Source organism: Streptomyces sp. TLI_146, from assembly GCF_002846415.1.
GTDB lineage: Bacteria > Actinomycetota > Actinomycetes > Streptomycetales > Streptomycetaceae > Streptomyces.
In genome coordinates, this window is sequence record NZ_PJMX01000001.1 from 3560655 (window position 1) to 3580311 (window position 19657).

At 70.9% G+C, this 19657-nt stretch carries 17 protein-coding genes and 2 tRNA genes; 7 read left to right on the plus strand and 12 right to left on the minus strand.

Annotation, left to right across the window (positions count from 1 at the left end; genetic code table 11):
• Positions 1 to 42: 42 nt before the first annotated feature.
• The 3 genes from BX283_RS16155 to BX283_RS16165 all read right to left on the minus strand — a co-directional run bounded on the left by BX283_RS16155 (position 43) and on the right by BX283_RS16165 (position 2736).
• Positions 43 to 660 carry an ATP-dependent Clp protease proteolytic subunit gene (locus tag BX283_RS16155; RefSeq protein WP_101388308.1) on the minus strand — a complete coding sequence of 206 codons (618 nt, stop codon included), beginning with the start codon at positions 658 to 660 and terminating at the stop codon, positions 43 to 45.
• A 332-nt stretch (positions 661 to 992) separates the two neighbouring features.
• Positions 993 to 2381, minus strand: a complete 1389-nt coding sequence (gene tig / locus BX283_RS16160; RefSeq protein WP_101388309.1) for a trigger factor — start codon at positions 2379 to 2381, stop codon at positions 993 to 995.
• Positions 2382 to 2659: 278 nt separating this feature from the next.
• Positions 2660 to 2736: transfer RNA gene (locus tag BX283_RS16165), tRNA-Pro, on the minus strand.
• A 153-nt stretch (positions 2737 to 2889) separates the two neighbouring features.
• On the opposite strand from BX283_RS16165, the gene BX283_RS16170 reads away from it, so the two are divergent.
• Positions 2890 to 2963: transfer RNA gene (locus BX283_RS16170), tRNA-Gly, on the plus strand.
• Between the two features lie 64 nt (positions 2964 to 3027).
• On the opposite strand, the gene BX283_RS16175 is transcribed toward BX283_RS16170, so the two are convergent.
• From BX283_RS16175 to BX283_RS16190, 4 genes are all read right to left on the minus strand, one after another.
• Positions 3028 to 3222: a hypothetical protein gene (locus tag BX283_RS16175; protein WP_101388310.1), complete on the minus strand. Its 195-nt coding sequence runs from the start codon at positions 3220 to 3222 to the stop codon at positions 3028 to 3030.
• A 128-nt stretch (positions 3223 to 3350) separates the two neighbouring features.
• The gene (locus tag BX283_RS16180; RefSeq protein ID WP_101388311.1) at positions 3351 to 3788 is read right to left on the minus strand and encodes an HD domain-containing protein; all 438 of its coding nucleotides are present in this window, start codon (positions 3786 to 3788) and stop codon (positions 3351 to 3353) included.
• 5 nt (positions 3789 to 3793) lie between these two features.
• Positions 3794 to 6253 carry an FtsX-like permease family protein gene (locus BX283_RS16185; RefSeq protein ID WP_101388312.1) on the minus strand — a complete coding sequence of 820 codons (2460 nt, stop codon included), beginning with the start codon at positions 6251 to 6253 and terminating at the stop codon, positions 3794 to 3796.
• Positions 6254 to 6551: 298 nt separating this feature from the next.
• Positions 6552 to 7364 (minus strand): ABC transporter ATP-binding protein, encoded by an 813-nt coding sequence (locus BX283_RS16190; protein ID WP_101388313.1) that lies wholly within the window; start codon positions 7362 to 7364, stop codon positions 6552 to 6554.
• 211 nt (positions 7365 to 7575) lie between these two features.
• On the opposite strand from BX283_RS16190, the gene BX283_RS16195 reads away from it, so the two are divergent.
• The gene (locus BX283_RS16195) at positions 7576 to 8412 is read left to right on the plus strand and encodes a helix-turn-helix transcriptional regulator (RefSeq protein ID WP_101392376.1); all 837 of its coding nucleotides are present in this window, start codon (positions 7576 to 7578) and stop codon (positions 8410 to 8412) included.
• Positions 8384 to 8644, plus strand: coding sequence for a DUF397 domain-containing protein (locus BX283_RS16200; protein ID WP_101392377.1), 261 nt, complete (start codon positions 8384 to 8386; stop codon positions 8642 to 8644). Before BX283_RS16195 ends, BX283_RS16200 begins: the two co-directional genes overlap by 29 nt.
• On the opposite strand, the gene BX283_RS16205 is transcribed toward BX283_RS16200, so the two are convergent.
• Positions 8628 to 9773, minus strand: a complete 1146-nt coding sequence (locus tag BX283_RS16205; RefSeq protein ID WP_101388314.1) for a PP2C family protein-serine/threonine phosphatase — start codon at positions 9771 to 9773, stop codon at positions 8628 to 8630. The two genes, BX283_RS16200 and BX283_RS16205, sit on opposite strands and share 17 nt — an antisense overlap.
• 107 nt (positions 9774 to 9880) lie before the next feature.
• On the opposite strand from BX283_RS16205, the gene BX283_RS16210 reads away from it, so the two are divergent.
• Positions 9881 to 11107 carry a GNAT family N-acetyltransferase gene (locus tag BX283_RS16210; RefSeq protein WP_101388315.1) on the plus strand — a complete coding sequence of 409 codons (1227 nt, stop codon included), beginning with the start codon at positions 9881 to 9883 and terminating at the stop codon, positions 11105 to 11107.
• A 330-nt stretch (positions 11108 to 11437) separates the two neighbouring features.
• Here BX283_RS16210 and BX283_RS16215 read toward each other — a convergent pair whose 3' ends face one another.
• Entirely contained in the window at positions 11438 to 12253 is an 816-nt protein-coding gene (locus BX283_RS16215; RefSeq protein WP_101388316.1) for an Fpg/Nei family DNA glycosylase, read from the minus strand.
• Positions 12254 to 12262: 9 nt separating this feature from the next.
• Entirely contained in the window at positions 12263 to 12748 is a 486-nt protein-coding gene (locus tag BX283_RS16220; RefSeq protein WP_101392378.1) for a ribose-5-phosphate isomerase, read from the minus strand.
• A 193-nt stretch (positions 12749 to 12941) separates the two neighbouring features.
• Here BX283_RS16220 and BX283_RS16225 point away from each other — a divergent pair, with 193 nt between their 5' ends.
• On the plus strand, positions 12942 to 14444 hold the full coding sequence (locus BX283_RS16225; protein WP_101388317.1) for an amino acid permease: 1503 nt from the start codon (positions 12942 to 12944) through the stop codon (positions 14442 to 14444).
• Here BX283_RS16225 and BX283_RS16230 read toward each other — a convergent pair.
• Positions 14408 to 16234 (minus strand): serine/threonine-protein kinase, encoded by a 1827-nt coding sequence (locus tag BX283_RS16230; RefSeq protein WP_101388318.1) that lies wholly within the window; start codon positions 16232 to 16234, stop codon positions 14408 to 14410. The genes BX283_RS16225 and BX283_RS16230 overlap by 37 nt on opposite strands.
• Positions 16235 to 16382: 148 nt before the next feature.
• Between BX283_RS16230 and BX283_RS16235 the strand changes: the two genes are divergently transcribed.
• Entirely contained in the window at positions 16383 to 17171 is a 789-nt protein-coding gene (locus BX283_RS16235) for a hypothetical protein (protein ID WP_101388319.1), read from the plus strand.
• 74 nt (positions 17172 to 17245) lie between these two features.
• Here the strand turns inward: BX283_RS16235 and BX283_RS16240 are convergent, their stop codons facing one another.
• Entirely contained in the window at positions 17246 to 17839 is a 594-nt protein-coding gene (locus tag BX283_RS16240) for a biotin transporter BioY (RefSeq protein WP_101388320.1), read from the minus strand.
• Positions 17840 to 18116: 277 nt separating this feature from the next.
• Here BX283_RS16240 and BX283_RS16245 point away from each other — a divergent pair, with 277 nt between their 5' ends.
• Positions 18117 to 19550, plus strand: coding sequence for an amino acid permease (locus BX283_RS16245; RefSeq protein WP_101388321.1), 1434 nt, complete (start codon positions 18117 to 18119; stop codon positions 19548 to 19550).
• The last annotated feature ends 107 nt before the right edge of the window (positions 19551 to 19657 follow it).

Consider the following 19657-nt stretch of genomic DNA (forward strand, 5'->3'; position numbering starts at 1 on the left):
CGTGAGGGCCGGGGAGTCTCTTCCGGAGCCGGGGAGAGGGGCTCAGGCCCCGGTGCCGCCGCCGCCCGGAACACCGGCCGCGTGGGCCATGATGTCGTCGATGAGGCCGTACTCCTTGGCCTCCTCCGCCGTGTACCAGCGGTCGCGGTCGCCGTCGCGGATGATCGTCTCGACCGTCTGGCCCGAGTGGTGGGCGGTGATCTCCGCCATGCGCGTCTTCGTACGCAGCAGGTACTCGGCCTGGATCTTGATGTCCGAGGCGGTGCCGCCGATGCCGGCGGAACCCTGGTGCATCAGGATGTCGGTGTTCGGCAGCGCGAAGCGCTTGCCGGCGGTGCCGCCGGTGAGCAGGAACTGGCCCATCGAGGCCGCCATGCCCATTCCGATCGTGACCACGTCGTTCGGGATGTACTGCATGGTGTCGTAGATCGCCATGCCGGCCGTCACCGAGCCGCCGGGGCTGTTGATGTAGAGGTAGATGTCCTTCTCCGGCTCGGCGGCCAGGAGGAGGAGCTGCGCGGTGATCTTGTTGGCGATGTCATCGTCGACCTGCTGGCCGAGGAAGATGATGCGCTCGTTGAGCAGCCGGTTGTAGACATGGTCGCCGAGGCCACCACCGAGGGACGGCTCGCCGGCGGCGTAAGGCATCAGATTCGTCACGTATCCACCTGCTCGTCTCTGACGGCTTCGGCCGTCTCAGCGTCTTACGTTCAGAGGGCGGGGCTTGCGGCCGACTCGTACCGGCTGACTCCACGCCCCCGTATTCATGGACCCTAACGCGCAGGTAGGACAACGCCATCCCGGTTCCCGAACTGTTCGCTCGGAGCGCAAGGTGGTTGAAGCGCGGGCCCGTACGGAACCGGCCACGGGGCGCGTGGCGCGGGCCGGGTGGGGGTACGCGGAAGGGCCCGGACGCGGCTGCGTCGCGGGCCCCTCCGTACGTACTTCGTACGTGGTCAGACAGTGCCTGCCGTACGAGGTCGGGCCGAGGCTCAGGCCTCGGTCTTCTCCTCGGCGTCACCGTCGACGACGGCCTCGACGGTCTCGGCGGCGGCCTCGACCTCGTCCTCGTCGTCCTCCAGGTCGACCGGCTCACCGTTGGTGTCGACGACCTTGGCGGCCTCGACGACCACGGCCAGCGCCTTGCCGCGGGCGACCTCGCCGACGAGCATCGGGACCTGGCCGCCCTCGACGACGGCCTGGGCGAACTGGTCGGGGGACATGCCGGAGGAGGCGGCACGGCGCACCAGGTGCTCGGTGAGCTCCTCCTGGTTGACGTTCAGCTTCTCCTTGTTGACGAGCTCGTCGAGGATGAACTGCGTCTTGATGCCCTTGACGGCCGCTTCCTTGGTCTCGGCGTCGAACTCTTCCCGCGTCTTGCCCTGGATCTCCAGGTACTTGTCGAGGTCGAGGCCCATCTGGCCGAGCTGGTGGTGCTCGAGGTTGTGCGTACGGGTCTGGATCTCGTCCGCGAGGAGCTTCTCGGGGATCGGGACCTCAGTGATCTTGAGCAGCTCGTCGAGCACGCGCTCCTGGGCCTGGGTGGCCTGGTCGAACTGCTTCATGTTCTCGAGGCGCTTGCGGCTGTCGGCCTTGAGCTCGTCGAGGGTGTCGAACTCGGAGGCGAGCTGCGCGAAGTCGTCGTCCAGCTCCGGCAGTTCGCGCGCGGCGACCTGGGTGACCTTGACGGTGACCTCGGAGTCCTTGCCCTCGGCGGAGCCGCCCTTGAGCTGCGAGGTGAAGGTGGCCTCGCCACCGGCCTCCAGGCCCTTGACGGCCTCGTCGATGCCGTCGAGGAGCTCGCCGGAGCCGATGGTGTACGAGACACCCTCGGCGACGCCGTCCTCCAGGACCTCGCCGTCGACCTTGGCCTCAAGGTCGATCGTCACGACGTCGCCGTCCTGGGCGGCGCGCTCGACCGGGGAGGTCGAGGCGAAGCGCTCGCGCAGGTCCGAGACGGCCTTCTCGACGTCCTCGTCGGAGACCTCGACGGCGTCGACGGTGACCTCGATGCCCGAGTAGTCCGGGATCTCGATGGTCGGGCGGATGTCGACCTCGGCGGTGAAGTTCAGCGTCTCGCCGTCCTTCAGCTCCGTGATGTCGACCTCGGGCTGACCCAGCGGGTTCAGCTCGGCCTCGTTGACAGCCTCGGTGTAGAACTTGGGGAGCGCGTCGTTGACGGCCTCCTCCAGCACAGCACCACGGCCGAACCGCTGGTCGATGACTCGGGCCGGGATCTTGCCCTTGCGGAAGCCCTTCACCGTGACCTGCTGGTTGATCTTCTTGTACGCCGCGTCGAGGCTGTCCTTGAGCTCCTCGAAGGGCACCTCGACAGTGAGCCGAACCCGGGTCGGGTTCAGGGTCTCCACGGCGCTCTTCACGGTTCGGTCTCCTTGTGGCTGACTTCTGGGGGTTCTACCCGGTGGCCGACGGCCGCGGGCGGATGGGGCCCGGTTCATCGGATTCATCAGACACACGGGCACGCAGCTTGCATAGTAACCGCAAGCGGGATGCCACCCACAATGTGATCTTGTGCGCGGAGATCGTGCGAGGGATGCCGGAGGCCTCGTACGAGACATATGGGCGGGCCGTCGGGCGAGGCGCGCCGGGGACCTCGGGACCGGTGCGAAGGGCCGCCGGTCGGGTCGCGAAGGGCTGCTGGTCGGGGTGGCGGGATTTGAACCCACGGCCTTCCGCTCCCAAAGCGGACGCGCTACCAAGCTGCGCCACACCCCGTCGGTGCGACACGTAGGGTACATGCCTGCGGGGAATCCGTCGGCCGCTTTCACGGCCGGTGCCGCGCGGCCGGATGCGGTGTGCGCGCGCGGGGGGTGACCCGCTACGATGCTCTTCGTGCCGCGGTCATTTCTGACCTGCGACGCGACGCACGCGGGCGTAGCTCAATGGTAGAGCCCTAGTCTTCCAAACTAGCTACGCGGGTTCGATTCCCGTCGCCCGCTCCACTGCCTCGGGCCCGGTGACCAGCTCACCGGGCCCGAGGTGTTTTCCGGGACCCGGCGGACGCGCTCAGAACTTGATCTGGTCGATCGTTTCCGCGAGGGAGTTCAGGAAGCGGTTTATGGACGGTGCCATCCCCGTCGACGCCATGAAGAAACCGAAGAGCGCGGCGACTATGGCCGGGCCGGTCTTGATGGAGCCGCCGCGGATCATCACCACGAGGACGATCGCCAACAGCAGCACCACAGACAGTGAAATGGCCACAACTGATCACACCCTTGGTCGGTCCGCCTTGCCGGCCCGGAATGTGCCGCCGAGCACACCCCGCAGGGTCCATCGTGCCACCAACACCCCTGTGGGTGCTGCCGCCTGACACATAGCCAAGGTATGGATCACGCCAAGCCGAGGAGGGCGCGGACGGTCGCGTATTTGTGGGTGAGGCGGGTGCGGGTGGGCTCGTCGAGGGCGGCCAGGCGGGCCGGGTCCGCGTTGTGGGCCAGGTCCGCCTCCTTGACCAGCAGTGCGCCCGGGGTGGCCAGGATGCGCGCGGTGTAGGAGGGGAGGTCCTCGCCCTGCTTTTTGGTCACCGCGAGCACCATCTCCCGTACCCCTGGCCCCAGTTCCGCCTCCTCCAGCCACTCCCGCGACAGCACGCCGTCCTCCACCGCGTCGTGCAGCCACGCCGCCGCGATCTGCTCCTGGGTGCCGCCACGCGCGCGTACGCCTTCGGCCACCGCCGCCAGGTGCTCGGTGTACGGGCGGCCCGCCTTGTCCGTCTGGGTGGCGTGGGCCGCCCTCGCCAGGGCTTCGATCTCGGGGAGTGTGAGCATGCGGGTCAGCGTAGGGCCGCCCGGGCGGGGAGGGCCGTGGAGGCGAGGCCCAGGCCCAGGATGCCCGCGGCGAACGAGGCGTACAGGTGGGGCGGGATGTAGGGGTTCTCGCCCGTCAGGCCGTTCGTCATGGGGATCAGCGTGGCCAGGGCGATCGCCGTGCCCAGGATCAGGCCCGCCGACGTCACCAGGAGCGCCTCCCAGCGCACCATGCCCCTCACCTGGCGGCGGGTCGTGCCGATCAGGCGCAGCGTGCCGAGCTCGCGGCGGCGGTCCAGGACCGTCATGACCAGCGTGTTCGCCGCCGCGACCGCCGCGAAGCCGCCGAGGACGGCCGCCATGGTCGTGTTGGCCCAGGCGTTCAGGTCGCGGTCGATGTTCTTGGCGGTGGCGTAGCCCGCCGCGTCCGTGACCGTGTCGCCGAGCCCCGCCAGGACTGTCGACGAAGCCTTGCCCTTCAGCAGGAGTTCCGTCGGCTGGCCCACCGTCGTCGTGTGCGGCGCCAAGTCCCGCTGCGGCAGCGTCACTTGGGACAGGCCCAGGCCCCTGTCGTACGTGGCCACCACCCTCGGGGACGCCTTCGTGCCGTCGGGGAGGATGACGTCGAAGCGGTCGCCCACGTGCTTGTTCGTGTCGTTCGCCAAGGTCTTGTCCAGGGCTGCCGTGCCGGGCTTCAGGGCGTCCAGGGAGCCTTTGCGTACACCCAGGTCCATGACGCGTGCCAGGTCCGCGCCCGTGCCCGTGAAGCCCTGGGTGGAGAAGGACTGGAGGGCGCCGCCGGCGTGGGCCAGGACGGACGTACGGGTCAGGGCCACCGCCGTGTCGACGCCCGGTGTCGCCTTCGCCCGGGTCAGCGCTTCCGAGGTCAGGCCCGAGGGCCCGGTGACCACCCGGTCGGCGATCAGGCCCGCCCGCTGCTGCTTCTCGATGGCGCGGTCCTCGCTGGTGTGCAGGAAGACGAGGACGGACGAGAACGCCATCGCCAGGACGATCGGGGTGATCGCGGAGGCCAGGCGGCGGGCGTTCGTACGGGAGTTGGCCGCCGCCAGCGACGCCGGGGCACCCGCCGCGCGCAGCGGCAGGCCGAACAGACCGGCGCAGGCGCGCGCGATCAGCGGGCCGAGCAGAGCGACGGCGAGCATGAAGAGCATGACGACGCCGAGGGCCGCGTTCGCCGCGTCCTCGCCCTTCTCGGACGCGGCCACGCCCGAGAGCGCGATGCCGCCGCCGAGGGCCGCCAGGCCCAGGGGCGTACGGATCCAGCCGATGCGCAGCCGCTCCACCGACGCGTCCCGCAGCGCCTCGCCCGGCTTGGTGCGGGACGGGCGGCGGGCCGCCATGTACCCGGCGAACAGCGAGGTCAGCACGGCCGCGCCGACAGCCGCGAGCAGCGGGATCCACGACACCGACAGGTCCACGGCCCGCGGGATCGCGCCCTTGTCGCGGAGCTGGCCGAACCACCAGGTCGCGAGCGCCACGCCCGGCAGGCAGCCGAGCGCGCCCGCGAGCGGGGCGACCAGCAGGGTCTCGGTGGCGATGGTGCGCCGGATCTGGCGCGGGGTCGCGCCGATCGCGCGCAGCAGGGCGTACTCGCGGCGGCGCTGTCCGACGGAGAGCGTGACGGTCCCGGCGGCGGTGAAGACGGCGACCATGGTGGCCACGCCGCCGAAGGAGCCGCCGAGCGCGGTCAGCATCTCCTTGGCGAAGGCGAGGCCGCGGGTCTCGACGGCGCCGCGCCCGTCGCCGGTGTGCACCTCGGCCGCGTCCCCGAGCCGCTGTTCGACCTGGTCGGCGAGGGTGGCGGCGGTGACGCCGGGCTTGGCGAGCACGGCGATGGCGTCGGCCTTGCCCGGGTGCCCGGACAGGGCCAGGGCCTGGGTGTTGGCGAACCACATGGTGCCGGGGGCGTCGGTGGTGCCGGACACCGTGAACTGCCGGGTGCCGGAGGGGGTGTCGACGGTGAGCCGGTCGCCGACGCGGGCACGGTCGCCGGTGACCAGCTCGCCCGTGCGGGGCGGGGTTCCGGCGGTGAGCTTCGTGCCGGTGAAGGCGGTCGAGTCCCAGCCGTGGGCGGTAGCGGGCGTATTTCCCGTACGTACGTCGCGTACATCGCTTACGACGCGTACGGGGAAGGAGACGTCCGCGATAGCGGCGGCCGCGCCGGGGGCCGTCGCCGCGCGGGCCGCCAGGGCGGCGTCGAGCCGCGCCTTGTCCGGCAGCGCGACGGATTCGGTGTCGCGGTCCTCGCCGCTGCCGGTCGTGTAGTGGGCCTGCTGGTCGGCGGCGGCGACCACGGGGGCGGCGGCGTAGCGCTCGGCCGGGACGGATGCGCGTACGCCGGTTTCCAGGAGGATTCCGCAGGCGGAGACGATCATCGCGGCCATGAAGAGGGCGATGAAGGTGCCGGTGAAGGCGGAGGGTTTGAAGCGGAGCGCTGCGCGGGCGAGGCCGTTGGGGCGGGTCATGGTGGGGTCACTCCTGTGTGTTGCGTGTCGCGTGCTGCGTGCTGTGTGTGCGCCTGCGGCGGGCATTCCCCACCCCGCCCCTTCCCGAAAGCCCTCTGGCGGGCCGCCGGGTTCTTCGTCTGCGGGCCGTCCCCAACTGGTCGCGCAGTTCCCCGCGCCCCTAGGGGGTACGGGCGATGGCGATGGCGAAGCCGAGCCCTTCAGGGGCGCGGGGAACTGCGCGACCAGCCGCCCACGGCCCGCAGACGTACGACAGCCGCCCGGCCAGGGCTTTCGGGAAGGGGCGGGGTGGGGGAATTCACGCCGCCATCCCCGCGTACGTAGGCGCCGGAGCCGTCAGCGACGTCATCCGGGCCGCGATCTGCCCCGCCGACGCACCCCGCAGCGCATCCGCCAACGCCCCGTCCGCAAGGAACAGGACCTGGTCGGCATAGGCCGCCGCCGACGGATCGTGCGTGACCATGACGACCGTCGCCCCCATCCCGTCCACCGCGTTCCGCAGCAGCAACAGCACCTCCCCCGCCGTCCGCGTGTCCAGCGCCCCCGTCGGCTCGTCCGCGAAGACGACATCCGGCCGCGTCACCAGGGCCCGCGCGATCGCCACCCGCTGCTGCTGCCCGCCGGACAGCTCGCCCGGACGCCGCTTCCCCTTCCCCGCCAGCCCCACCTGCCCGAGCAGTTCCTCCGCCCGGCGCCGGTCCGGCCGCCGGCCCGCGAGCCGCATCGGCAGCAGCACGTTCTGCTCGACCGTGAGCGACGGCAGGAGGTTGAACGCCTGGAACACGAACCCCAGGCGGGAGCGCCGCAGCTCCGTCAGTTTGTTCTCGCCCATGCCCGTGATCTCGGTCCCGCCGAGCCGTACCGACCCGGCCGTGGGCCGGTCGAGCCCCGCCGCGCACTGCAAGAACGTCGACTTGCCCGACCCCGACGGCCCCATCACCGCCGTGAAGCTCCCGCGCGGCAGCGTGAGGTCGATCCCCCGCAGGGCGTGCACGGCCGAGCCGCCGCGCCCGTACTGACGCCGCACCCCGCGCAGCTCGACGGCCCAGCCGGGGTCGCCCTCGACGGCCTCGACCTTTGCCGCCCGCCGCCTGCCGCGTCCCAGTGCCATCGTCCTCGACCTCTCCTCGTACGTACGTTGACCGATGCCTCGAACGTACGGATTCGGGCAGGCCCCGGACCATGGCGGTTCCCGGCGGATCCGGGGTGGGGACACCCCCACCCCCGTACGGGAGTTGTCCCGTTTCCCCTCGCGGGGTGCGTTCGGTTGGTTACGCTCCGCTATGTGACCTGAGCAACTCCGCGAGCCGATGGAGGCCGCCGTGGCGAACATCCGCACACTGGACCCGAGCGCGTCACCGCTCGACTATTACGGTTCCGAGCTGCGCCGAGAACGCGAACGCGCCGGGATGACGCAAGGGCAGCTGGGCGGCTGTCTATTCTGCGCCGCGTCGCTGATCGGCCAGATCGAGACGGCGATGAAGGTGCCCACGAGGGACTTCTCCGAGCGGCTGGATGCCGCGCTGGGGACGGAGGGACGGTTTTCCCGGCTGGTGGGGTTGGTGCTGCGCAGCCAGCTGCCGTGCTGGTTCCAGCAGTACGCGGAGATGGAAGCGCGGGCTACATACATCAGCACCTACCAGGCCCAGGTGGTGTACGGCCTGTTGCAGACGAAGGAGTACGCGGAGGCCCTTGTGGCCGCTCACAGCCCGGACGAGCTCGAAACTCTGGTCGCCGCTCGACTGGAACGCCAGCGGATCCTGGAGCGGGACACCCCGCCCGCGCTGTGGGTAGTGCTCGACGAGGCCGTGCTGTACCGACAGGTCGGCGGCAAGAACGTCATGCGGCAGCAGCTGGCCCACTTGCTGAGCGTCTGCGAACGCCCGTGGACGTACCTCCAAGTGCTCCCCTTCTCGGTCGGCGAACACCCGGCGACTCTCGGGTCGTTCAACCTCCTGCGCTTCGAGGACGACCCGGATCTCTTCTACTCGGAGAGCTACGACATCGGCCACATGTCCGCCAACGCCCCACTGATCAGGGAGCGTTCAGTCAGTTACGCTCGCTTGCAGGCCACAGCCCTCTCACCGGAGGACTCGGCTGCATTGATCGCTCGCGTAATGGAGGAACGTTATGGACCTGACGGACGCGCAGTGGCGTAAGTCGAGCTACAGCGGCGGCGGCGGGGGCGAATGCGTCGAGTGTGCAGCACTCGGGGGCGCGGCATGGCGTAAGTCCAGTTACAGCGGCGGCAGCGGCGGCGACTGCGTCGAGGTCGCCGACCTCCCCCACGCCGTCGCCATCCGCGACTCCAAGCGGCCCGAGGGCGCGGCGCTCACCGTCAGCCCGGCCGCCTTCACCGCCTTCGTACACGACCTCACGCGTCGCGCCTGATCAGCAGCAGCGCACGGTCGTCGTTGACGTCCTTCGCCACCGCCTCGATCAGGTGCCACGCCGCGCCCTCGAAGCCCGTCGTGACGTAACGGTCGGCCTCGCCCGTGAGACGGTCGATGCCTTCCGCGATGTCGCGTTCGGCCGTCTCGACGAGGCCGTCCGTGAAGAGCATCAGGACGTCGCCGGGGCCGAGTGAGCCCTTGACCGGGTGGAACTCGGCCCCGTCGTACACCCCGAGCAGCGGGCCGTCCCCCGACACCTCGCGCCAGCGGCCGGAGCCCGCCTGGAGGTGCAGCGCGGGGAGGTGACCGGCGGACAGCAGCTCGTAGTCGCCGGACTCCAGGTCGAGGACCAGGTGGATCGACGTGGCGAAGCCCTCGTCCCAGTCCTGGCGGAGCAGATAGCCGTTCGCCGCCGGGAGGAAGCCGTGCGGCGGCAGCGAGCCGAGCAGCCCGCCGAACGCCCCCGACAGCAGCAGCGCACGCGACCCCGCGTCCATGCCCTTGCCGGAGACGTCCGTGAGGACGACTTCGAGGGTGCGGTGTCCGTTCGTACGGGCCGCCACCACGAAGTCGCCGGAGAAGGACTGGCCGCCCGCCGGACGCAGGGCCATCTCGCGGTGCCAGCCGCGGGGCAGACGGGGCAGGGCCGACTGGACGCGGATGCGTTCGCGCAGGTCGAAGAGCATGGTGCCGCCGCGCCGCCAGGGCACGCCGACGCGGGCCCGGAACTGGGCGATGAGCAGCCCGAAGAGGCCGCACGCGGCCACGACCAGGACCGTGCCGGGGGTGACCCTGGCGGGGCCCTCCGTGTACGGGCCCAGTTGTACGGACTCGACGATCAGGGCGAGGGCGGCGGCCGCGTACAGACCCAGCAGGCTCGCGGGGCGGAGCAGGACGCCGCCCGCGACGATCGGCAGCGCGAGCGCGGCGGGCGCGCACCAGACCGGCGAGACGAGGGTCGCGGCGGCGATCGCCGGGACGGTCAGGAGCAGGCCCGCGAGCGCGATCCAGTCCGAGCCGTCGCCCCGGAAGTAGTCGACCCCGGACTTGCGCAGCGCGATGCGTGCCCGGTGCGCCGACTTGCGCCACCGGGCACTGTACGAATCCGCTCCCACGCGACGTGCCATTGCCGGTGACCCTATCCAGCCGACGCCGCCGTGCGCAGGGGGACCCCTCTGGCCGTGCGTTCGAAATCAGGTCGACCGGATCACATAACCGCTGGTAGTCATGGCGTATGACTGTGGACGTACGTGCTCTGGACCCCGCTGACTTCGACCAGTGGTACGGGGTGGTGGACCGGGTGTTCGGGGCGGTGCCCGAGGATCCGGAGCTGGAGGAGTTCTGGCGCACGGTGATCGATCCCGCGCGCTGCCTGGCGGCGTACGAGGGGCCGGCCGTCGTCGGCACCACCCAGACCTTCGCGCTGCCGATGTCGGTGCCGGGCGGCGGGTTCGTGGCGACCGGGGCGGTCAGCGCGGTCGGCGTCGCGGCGACGCACCGCCGGCGCGGGATCCTCACGTCGATGATGCGGAGCCAGCTGGAGGCCCTGCGCGAGGAGGGCGTCCCGCTCGCCGTCCTCACGGCGTCCGAGCCGGGGATCTACGGGCGGTACGGGTTCGGCCTCGCCACCCAGCAGCTGAGCCTGGAGATCGACTCGTCGCGGGTGCGGGTGGAGGTGCCGGAGGGCGCGGAGGACGTGACCCTGCGGTACGCGTCCCCCGCCGAGGCCGCTTCGGTGTGCGAGGCCGTCTACGGGCGTGCGGTGGGGACGCGCGCGGGGATGTTCCTGCGCACGCCGGGCTGGGAGCGGCATCCGCTGCTCGACCCGGTGGGGATGCGGGACGGGGGGTCGCCCGCGCAGTGCGTGCTGGCCTCGCGGGGCGGCGAGGTCGTGGGATACGTCCGCTTCCACACGAAGCCGATGTGGGACGCGGCGGGTCCCAAGGGCGTCGTGACGCTGCGGGACATCAACGCGGATTCCCCCGCCGTGTACGGGGCGCTGTGGCGGTTCCTGTGCGACATCGACCTGATGTCGACGGTACAGGCGGGGAACCGGCCGGTGGACGACCCGCTGCTGCACCTGGTGTCCGATGTGCGGCGGTGCGGGGTGCGGGTGCGGGACGGGCTGTACGTGCGGCTGGTGGATGTGGGGGCGCTGGCGTCCCGTACCTATGCGGCCCCGGTGGACGTGGTCTTCGACGTCTCGGACGCGTTCTGTGGGTGGAATGCGGGGCGGTGGCGGTTGAGTGGGGACGGGAAGGGGGCGGTGTGCTCGCGCACGGCGGATCCGGCGGATGTGGCGCTGTCGGTTCGTGACTTGGGGGCGGCGTTCCTGGGGGGCGTGTCCCTGTCTTCCCTGGCTGCGGCGGGCCGGGTCCGGGAGCTTCGGGTGGGCGCCCTGACGGAGGCGGCGACGGCGTTCGCGACGCCGCTGGCCCCGTGGCTACCGCACGGCTTCTAGGGGTTGGAGCCCCCACCCCACCCCTTCCCTAAACCCTCCGGGGGTGGGTGGGTGAAGGTGGCGCTCCCGGGGCTGCGCCCCGGACCCCGGACGTCTTTCGTCTGCGGACCGTAGATGGCTGGTCGCGCAGTTCCCCGCGCCCCTTAAATGCGCCCCTTCGGGGCGCCCCTTTAGGGGCGCGGGGAACTGCGCGAGCAACCGGCCACGGTCCGCAGACGAACTCAGGGGGGTCCGGGGGGGGGCGAAGCCCCCGGCAGCCCGGCCCGACCCACCACCCGGCCGCCCGCCGGAGGGCCTTAGGGAAGGGGCGGGGTGGGGGCTCATCCCCCCTTACGCGCGCCCCTGGCACCTCGGGCACCAGAACAGGTTGCGGGCCGACAGGTCCGCCGTGCGGATCTCCGTGCCGCAGACGTGGCACGGGAGCGTCGCGCGGCGGTACACGTACACCTCTCCCCCGTGGTCATCCACCCGCGGCGGACGCCCCATCGCCTCCGGCATGTGCTCCGGCCGCACGGTGTCGATGCGGTTCAGACGTACACCCTCCCGCATCAGCACCACCAGGTCCGCCCACACCGCGTCCCACTCGGCACGGGAGAGCGAGCGGCCCTCCCGGTACGGGTCCACGCCGTGGCGGAACAGGACCTCCGCCCGGTACACGTTGCCGACGCCCGCGATGACCTTCTGGTCCAGCAGCAGCGCCGCGATCGTCGTGCGGCTGCGCGAGATCCGGGCCCACGCCTTCTCGCCGGTGTCGGCGGGACGCAGCGGATCCGGGCCCAGACGGGCGTGTATGGACGCCTTCTCCGCGTCCGTGATGAGCGCGCAGGTCGTGGGGCCGCGCAGGTCCGCGTACCCGCCGGGACCGGTCAGCCGCAGCCGTACCGTCTCGGTCGGCGGCGGCACCGCGCCCGTACCCAGCGCGTACTTGCCGAACAGGCCCAGGTGGATGTGGATCCAGCCGACCGGGCCGCCGAAGCCCAGGAACAGGTGCTTGCCGTGGGCCTCCGCCACCTCCAGCACCTGGCCGTCCACCAGCGCCGCCCCGTCCGAGAACTTCCCCTGCGGGCTGGACGCGCGTACGCGGCGGCCGCCGAACCACTGCTCGTGGTCGGCGGCCAGCCGGTGGATCGTGTGGCCCTCGGGCATGAGGCGAGGTCAGCCCTGCGGGTGGTGCGCGGGGATCTCGGGGAGCTCGCCCGTCGTCTCGTACCGCGACAGCATCTCGATGCGACGGGTGTGGCGCTCCTCACCCGAGTACGGCGTGCTGAGGAAGATCTCGACGAACTTGGTCGCCTCCGCCTCGGTGTGCATCCGGCCACCGATGGAGATCACGTTCGCGTCGTTGTGCTCACGGCCCAGCGCCGCCGTCTGCTCGCTCCAGGCCAGGGCCGCCCGTACGCCCTTCACCTTGTTCGCGGCGATCTGCTCACCGTTGCCGGAACCGCCGATCACGATGCCCAGCGAGTCCGGGTCCGCGGCCGTCTTCTCGGCGGCGCGCAGGCAGAACGGCGGGTAGTCGTCCTGGGCGTCGTAGATGTGGGGACCGCAGTCGACGGGCTCGTGGCCGTGGGCCTTGAGCCACTCGACCAAGTGGTTCTTGAGTTCGTATCCGGCATGGTCTGAACCGAGGTACACGCGCATGCCCACGAGTGTGGCATGCGATCCGGCGGGCAGGGTTCATCGGGGTGAGACCCGGTAAGGACCTTCGTCCCGGAGAACTGATGACCTTGTTCCCCTCATCACGATTCGGAGTCAGGCCTTCCGTACCTGGGAGTACCGGGCTTCAATGCGTTGGTTCGTAACCCGAGCGACCCTTAGACCTAAGGATTCGTCCATGACCTCGCAACCCTCCCTTGCGAAGGAAGAAGGCCGACCGGGCGATCCCGGAACGCCCGACTCCCCCGTCGTCGGCGCCCCGCACGGCTCCAACGGCCTCCAGGCCGGTCTCAAGAACCGTCACCTCTCCATGATCGCCATCGGCGGTGTCATCGGAGCGGGGCTCTTCGTCGGCTCCAGCTCCGGCATCGCCGCGGCCGGTCCCGCCATCCTGCTCTCGTACGCGCTCGTCGGCCTCATGGTCGTCTTTGTGATGCGGATGCTCGGCGAGATGGCCGCCGCCCGGCCGACCTCCGGCTCCTTCTCGGCCTACGCCGACCAGGCGCTCGGCCGCTGGGCCGGGTTCTCCATCGGCTGGCTGTACTGGTTCTTCTGGGTCGTGGTGCTCGCCGTCGAGGCCACCGCCGGAGCGAAGATCCTGCACGGCTGGGTCGGGGCGGTCCCGCAGTGGGGCTGGGCGCTGATCGTGATGATCGTGCTGACCGCCACGAACCTGGTGTCGGTCTCCTCTTACGGAGAGTTCGAGTTCTGGTTCGCCGGGATCAAGGTCGTGGCCATCGGCGCGTTCGTCGCCATCGGCCTGCTGGCCGTCTTCGGGATCCTGCCCGGGTCCGACAACCCCGGTGACGGGTTCGCGCATCTCACCGATGCCGGTGGATTCATGCCGAAGGGCGCCGGGGCCATTCTCACCGGTGTCCTGATGGTCGTCTTCTCCTTCATGGGCAGCGAGATCGTCACCCTGGCCGCCGGCGAGTCCGAGGACCCGCAGCGCGCCGTCACCAAGGCCACCAACAGCGTGATCTGGCGCATCGGCGTCTTCTACCTGGGCTCGATCCTCGTCGTCCTGACGCTGCTGAAGTGGAACGACCCGGCGATCGTCAAGGACGGCTCGTACGTCGCGGCGCTCAACTCGATCGGCATCCCGCACGCGGGCCAGATCATGAACGTGATCGTGCTCACCGCGGTGCTGTCCTGCCTGAACTCCGGTCTGTACACCGCCTCCCGTATGGCGTTCTCGCTCGGCCAGCGCGGTGACGCGCCGCGCGCCTTCGCCCGTACCAACGCGCGGGGCGTGCCGCAGGCGGCCATCCTCTGCTCGGTCCTCTTCGGGTTCGTGGCCGTCTTCTTCAACTACAAGTGGCCGGACACCGTCTTCGACTTCCTGCTGAACTCGTCCGGCGCGGTCGCGCTGTTCGTGTGGCTGGTCATCTGCTTCACGCAGCTGCGGATGCGCGGGATCATCCTGCGCGAGACGCCGGAGAAGCTGACCGTGAAGATGTGGCTCTTCCCGTATCTGACGTGGGCGACGATCGCGATGATCTCCTTCGTGCTCGTCTACATGCTCACCGACGACGCCGGGCGCAAGCAGGTGCTCCTCTCGCTGCTGGTCGCGGCGGTCGTCGTGGCCATCGCGCTGGTGCGGGACTTCATGCAGCGCGGTGCGGTCGTCGAGGCCGCCGTCGCTCAGAGCGGTGTGAACGACGAGGTCACCGCGGAGTAGGCACGCAGGGCGTCGCCCTCGGTGGCGGCGAGGTACCAGATGTTGACCTGGTACGACTTGCCGCCCTCGTCGAAGCCCGTCTGGCGGGCCTTCCAGGGGTCGCCGTCCTGGGTGAAGTAGTAGTCCCAGACGACGGCCGGGCGGCCGTTGAAGGTGGTCCGCTCCAGTCGGATGTTCCGGTAGCCCGGGACGTCGTGGGAGCCCTGTTCGGCCTCTTGCCACTGGGCCATGAGATCGCCGCCGCGTACGAGTGCGTACGAGGCGGCGATCTCCTGTTTTCCGCCCGGGGCGTGGTAGTGGATGTTGGACGGGCTCTTGGCGGTCCGGGTCCAGCCCTCGGGGGGTGCCCAGGCGAAACCGGTCTCGCCCAGGGTGCCGGGGGGCGGGCTGCTGGGGGGCCGGGAGGTGCCGGCGACGGTGGGGGTGCTGGTGGTCGCGCTGCCGGCGCTGCCGTTGCCGCCGGTGCCGTGGGTCGTGGCCAGGACGACGGCTATGGCCGTGGCCGCGGTGACGGCCGCGGCGGTGAGGGCCAGACGGCGGCGATTCCCCCACCCCGCCCCTTCCCGCTGTGACATGTGCGGCCCCGCCGCGTGGCCTCCGGGGGTGGGGGTGGGTCGAGGTGGGAGGGGAGGGAGGGGCGTTTCTGGGGGCTGCGCCCCCAGACCCCCAGCGGGGGCTTCGCCCCCTGCACCCCCTTCGGGGCTCCGCCCCGGGGCCCGCTGGGGGTGGGGGGTGGGCGGGGGCGGCGTCGAGGCTCCCGGCCCTCCGGCGGGTGCTTCTGTTCCCGCGGCCCAGGCCGGGCGCTGGCTCGGGCCCGGCTGGGGGGTCTCGGGCTCGGGGGCCCGGGTGGGTGGCGGTGCGGGGGCGGGGGCTGCCTGCTTTGCCCGCGGCTCGGGTAGCGGCTCGTCCCGTACCGGCTCGGGCGCCGTGCGGGCCCGGACCGCCAGCGTCGGGGTGCGGGCCAGGACCGTCGGCGGGGCCGCTATCGGCATCAGGAGCGTCGTCAGGGCGTCCAGGGTGGGGCGCTCGGCCGGGTCCTTCACCAGGAGCGAGGCGAGCGCCGGGGCCAACGGGCCCGCCGAGCGCGGGAGTTCGGGCTCCTCGTACAGCACCGCGTGCAGCGTCGCCAGGGTCGTCTCGCGGGCGAACGGCGACTGGCCGCCCACCGCCGCGCACAGCGTCGCACCCAGCGACCACAGGTCGGAGGCCGGGCCCTGGGGCCTGCCGCCCACCCGTTCCGGCGCCATGTAGTCCGGCGAGCCGACCAGCATCCCCACCACCGTCAGCGCCACCGCGTCCTGGATCGCCGCGATGCCGAAGTCCGTCAGGACCACCCTGCCGGTGCGGCTCAGGAGCACGTTCCCGGGCTTGATGTCCCGGTGCAGGACCCCTACCGCGTGCACCTCCCGCAGCGCCTCCACCAGGCCCAGCCCGATCCGCGCCGCCTCGCGCGGAGGCACCGGGCCGTCCTCGACCAGGAGTTGCTCCAGGGAGCGCGAATCCACCAGCTCCATCACGATCCAGAGGCGGTCGGACTCCTCCACCACGTCGTAGACGCGCACCACATTGGGATGGTCGATACGGGCCGTCGCCCGCGCCTCGCGCAGGGTGCGTTCGCGGCGGATGCGGCTGTCCTCGGCGTCCAGGTCGTTCATCCGCATCTCTTTCACGGCGACCTGGCGGTCCAGGATCTCATCGAACGCCCGCCACACCCGCCCCATTCCACCCTGGCCGATCGTGGCGTCGAGTCGGTATCGCCCCGCGACCAACAGCCCCCGAATTCCCGGCATTACCGCCCGCCCCCTCAGCACCTGGTGCGACCAGGACAGAAATCACGAACTTGCCACCATCACAGCATAATTCCGCGAAATCTTGTGGGACCCTTCTCAGCACTGCTCTCGGTACGCCAGCCGCCAACTCGGCTGAGGGGGATGGGAAATGCGTTCGAAGAAACACTGGGGATCTCTGGCCGCCGGTCTTTTCGCCGGGCTGCTCGTTCTGCCTTTGGGGGCGTCGGCTTTTGCCGCGGATCCCACACCCGGCAGTGATCAGGGCGGGTCGCCCGGGCCCAGCGCCCCGGCCGAGCTCAAGATCTCCACCGAGCTGCCGAAGGAAATCAAGGTCGCCAATTCCTCCGGGAAAACCACTCTCACCGCGAAAATCATCAACAAGGGCACCAAGGACACCGGCCAGATCACCCTTACCGTCCTCGGTCTCGACGGTATGCGGATCACCGGTGTGGACGGGTGCGCGACCGTTCCCGAGAACAAACTGCCGAAGGGCACCAACACCGGATTCGCCTGTGTCATCGACAACTTGGGCGCCGGGGCCGACAAGTCGTACACGGTGTCGGCGACATACGACCTGACGAAGACCGGGAAGATCTGCCTGCCGGTCACCGAGGGCACCGGTGAGAAGCTGCTGTGGCAGCAGGGGCCCGTTCCGTTCGGGACCACCAAGCCCACACCCAACGCCCCCGACACCCCGCTCCTGCTCGGCACCGACAACGTGCCCGCGGCCCCACCCGGCGGCTCCGCGAGCCCGACCCCGACCCCGTCGCCGTCCGCGCCCGGCACCCCCGCCCCGACCCCGCCGTCCCAGCTCCCCAAGACCGGTGTCAACGACGGCGTACTGCCGCTGCTCGCGGCCGCCGGCCTGCTCCTCTTCGTCGGCTCCACCGGCATCTGGTGGGCCAACACCCGCCATCACCGCAGGCGTACGCACTGAGCATGCGCACGCGAGAGGGGCCCGGACGCGCTGAGCGTCCGGGCCCCTCTTCGGCTCTTCGTTACTTGTCTTCGTTACTTGCGGCCCACGAACTTCCACGCCGTCGGCAGCGCCCCCATCGCCAGCGTCGCCTTCAGCGCGTCGCCGAGCAGGAACGGGGTCAGGCCCGCCGCGACCGCCTGGTTCAGGGACATGCCGGTCGAGGCGGCCAGATACGGGACACCGACCGCGTAGATGATCGCCGAGCCGAGGGCCATCGTGCCCGCCGTGCGCAGCACCGAGCGGTCGCCGCCGCGGCGGGCGAGGGCGCCCGCGACGGTGGCGGCGAGCAGCATGCCGAGCACATAGCCGAAGGACGCGCCGCCCGCGCCCGAGGTGCCGTTGGCGAACCACGGCATCCCGGCCATGCCGATCAGCGCGTAGAGACCGAGCGAGAGGAAGCCGCGGCGGGCGCCCAGCGAGGTGCCGACCAGCAGGGCCGCGAAGGTCTGGCCGGTGACCGGGACCGGGGAGCCCGGGACGGGCACGGCGATCTGGGCGGCCACGCCGGTGAGCGCCGCGCCGCCGAGCACCAGGGCGACGTCCCGGGTACGGGCGCCGGGCAGCAGGTCGGCGAGGACCTTGCCGGTACGGGGTGCGGCAGGGGCGGTGACAGTGGTCGTGGCCATCAAGGGCTCCGCGAGGTCGGGGACGGGCAGATACGTGCTGGGGACAACGGTGACGTTAGCCGAGGGATTCTCACTCGATCACCATCAGCGGCCCACAAAGCGGTGGTTGGGGCCTTGGTGGAGACCGCACAAAGGCCGGACTGCTTCCGTCCGTTGGCGTGACCCTCGTCACTGCGCCGATGAGGAGTACGGGTGGTTTTGCGGATCCGGCACGGGCTCGGGGAGACTGTAGGTTCCCCATAAACGATCAGTTGCTGATCCGAGAGTGACGAGCGCCATGCACGACGGCAAGACCACGGCCGGGGCCACCGCCGCCGACACCGCCTCGGTGGACCCCGAGCCGCTGTCCCACGGGCTGAAGCAGCGCCATCTGACCATGCTGGGCCTGGGCGGGGTGATCGGCGCCGGTCTCTTCGTGGGGTCGGGCGCCGGGATCGCGGTGGCCGGACCGGGGATCGTCGTCTCGTACCTCATCGCGGGCGCGATCGCGATGCTGGTGATGCGGATGCTCGGCGAGATGTCGTCGGCGATGCCCGCCTCGGGGTCGTTCTCGGTCCACGCCGAGCGGGCGCTCGGCCGGTGGGCCGGGTTCAGCGTCGGCTGGCTGTACTGGTTCCTGCTGGTGGTCGTCCTCGCCGTGGAGGCGACGGGCGCGGCCCAGATCGCGCACGGGTGGGTGCCGGGGATGCCGCAGTGGGCCTGGGTGCTCGTCTTCATGGTGGTGTTCACCGTCGCCAACCTGGCGGCGGTGAAGAACTTCGGCGAGTTCGAGTTCTGGTTCGCCACGCTCAAGGTCGGCGCGATCGTCCTGTTCCTCGCGCTGGGGCTGCTCGCCGTCTTCGGGGTGCTGCCGGACACCGAGCCCGTCGGGTTCACCAACCTCACCGGGCAGGGCGGCTTCCTGCCCAACGGCTGGGACGGCGTGGTCTCCGGCGTCCTCGCGGTGATCTTCGCGTTCGGCGGTCTTGAGGTCGTCACCATCGCGGCCGCCGAGTCGGACGACCCGGTGCGCGCGGTCGGCCGCGCGGTGCGCAGCGCGGTCTGGCGCATCCTCTTCTTCTATGTGGGCTCGATGCTGGTCATCGTGACCCTGCTGCCGTGGACGTCGATGCAGCCCGGCCACAGCCCGTACGTCGCCGTGCTCGACTCCATCGGGGTCTCCGGCGCCGGGCAGATCATGAACGTGGTCGTCTTCGTGGCCCTGCTCTCCGCGCTCAACGCCAATCTCTACGGCTCCTCGCGGATGGTCTTCTCGCTGGCCGAGCGCGGCGAGGCGCCGAAGGGGCTGCTGAAGGTGTCAGGGGGCGGGGTGCCCCGGCGCGCGGTGCTCGCGTCGGTGGCCTTCGGGTTCGTCTCGGTGCTGCTCAATCTGAAGTGGCCCGACTCGGTCTTCCTCTACATGCTCAACGCGGTCGGCGCGGTGCTCCTGTTCGTGTGGGGTCTGATCGCCGTCTCGCAGCTGCGGCTGCGCCGCCGGATCGAGCGCGAGGCCCCGGAGCGGCTGACCCTGCGGATGTGGGCCTTCCCGTATCTGACGTGGGCGGCGCTCGCGGCGATGGCGGCCGTGCTCGTCCTGATGCTCCTCGACGACGACGCCCGGCCCCAGGTGCTGTGGTCGGCGGGTGCGACGGCCGCCGTGCTCGTGGTCGCGTTCGTACGGGAGTGGCACACGCGGACCACCGAAGTGGCCGACCGACCGTCAGGTCGGTAGTTACGGGCGGGTTTGGCGGGACCCACGAGGACGGAAGTGTTCATTCCGTGGACAAGATGTGCGCAGAGCTTCACGCTGTGTGAGTCGAGTGTCCGGATAGCGGTCTG

What these genes read in the sequence shown, in the direction of transcription:
- BX283_RS16180 (WP_101388311.1), bottom strand. Translation starts at nt 3,788, where the DNA reads ATGCTCACACTCCCCGAGATCGAAGCCCTGGCGAGGGCGGCCCACGCC.
- BX283_RS16185 (WP_101388312.1), bottom strand. Translation starts at nt 6,253, where the DNA reads ATGACCCGCCCCAACGGCCTCGCCCGCGCAGCGCTCCGCTTCAAACCC.
- BX283_RS16190 (WP_101388313.1), bottom strand. Translation starts at nt 7,364, where the DNA reads ATGGCACTGGGACGCGGCAGGCGGCGGGCGGCAAAGGTCGAGGCCGTC.
- BX283_RS16200 (WP_101392377.1), top strand. Translation starts at nt 8,384, where the DNA reads ATGGACCTGACGGACGCGCAGTGGCGTAAGTCGAGCTACAGCGGCGGC.
- BX283_RS16205 (WP_101388314.1), bottom strand. Translation starts at nt 9,773, where the DNA reads ATGGCACGTCGCGTGGGAGCGGATTCGTACAGTGCCCGGTGGCGCAAG.
- BX283_RS16210 (WP_101388315.1), top strand. Translation starts at nt 9,881, where the DNA reads ATGACTGTGGACGTACGTGCTCTGGACCCCGCTGACTTCGACCAGTGG.
- BX283_RS16215 (WP_101388316.1), bottom strand. Translation starts at nt 12,253, where the DNA reads ATGCCCGAGGGCCACACGATCCACCGGCTGGCCGCCGACCACGAGCAG.
- BX283_RS16220 (WP_101392378.1), bottom strand. Translation starts at nt 12,748, where the DNA reads ATGCGCGTGTACCTCGGTTCAGACCATGCCGGATACGAACTCAAGAAC.
- BX283_RS16225 (WP_101388317.1), top strand. Translation starts at nt 12,942, where the DNA reads ATGACCTCGCAACCCTCCCTTGCGAAGGAAGAAGGCCGACCGGGCGAT.
- BX283_RS16230 (WP_101388318.1), bottom strand. Translation starts at nt 16,234, where the DNA reads ATGCCGGGAATTCGGGGGCTGTTGGTCGCGGGGCGATACCGACTCGAC.
- BX283_RS16235 (WP_101388319.1), top strand. Translation starts at nt 16,383, where the DNA reads ATGCGTTCGAAGAAACACTGGGGATCTCTGGCCGCCGGTCTTTTCGCC.
- BX283_RS16240 (WP_101388320.1), bottom strand. Translation starts at nt 17,839, where the DNA reads ATGGCCACGACCACTGTCACCGCCCCTGCCGCACCCCGTACCGGCAAG.
- BX283_RS16245 (WP_101388321.1), top strand. Translation starts at nt 18,117, where the DNA reads ATGCACGACGGCAAGACCACGGCCGGGGCCACCGCCGCCGACACCGCC.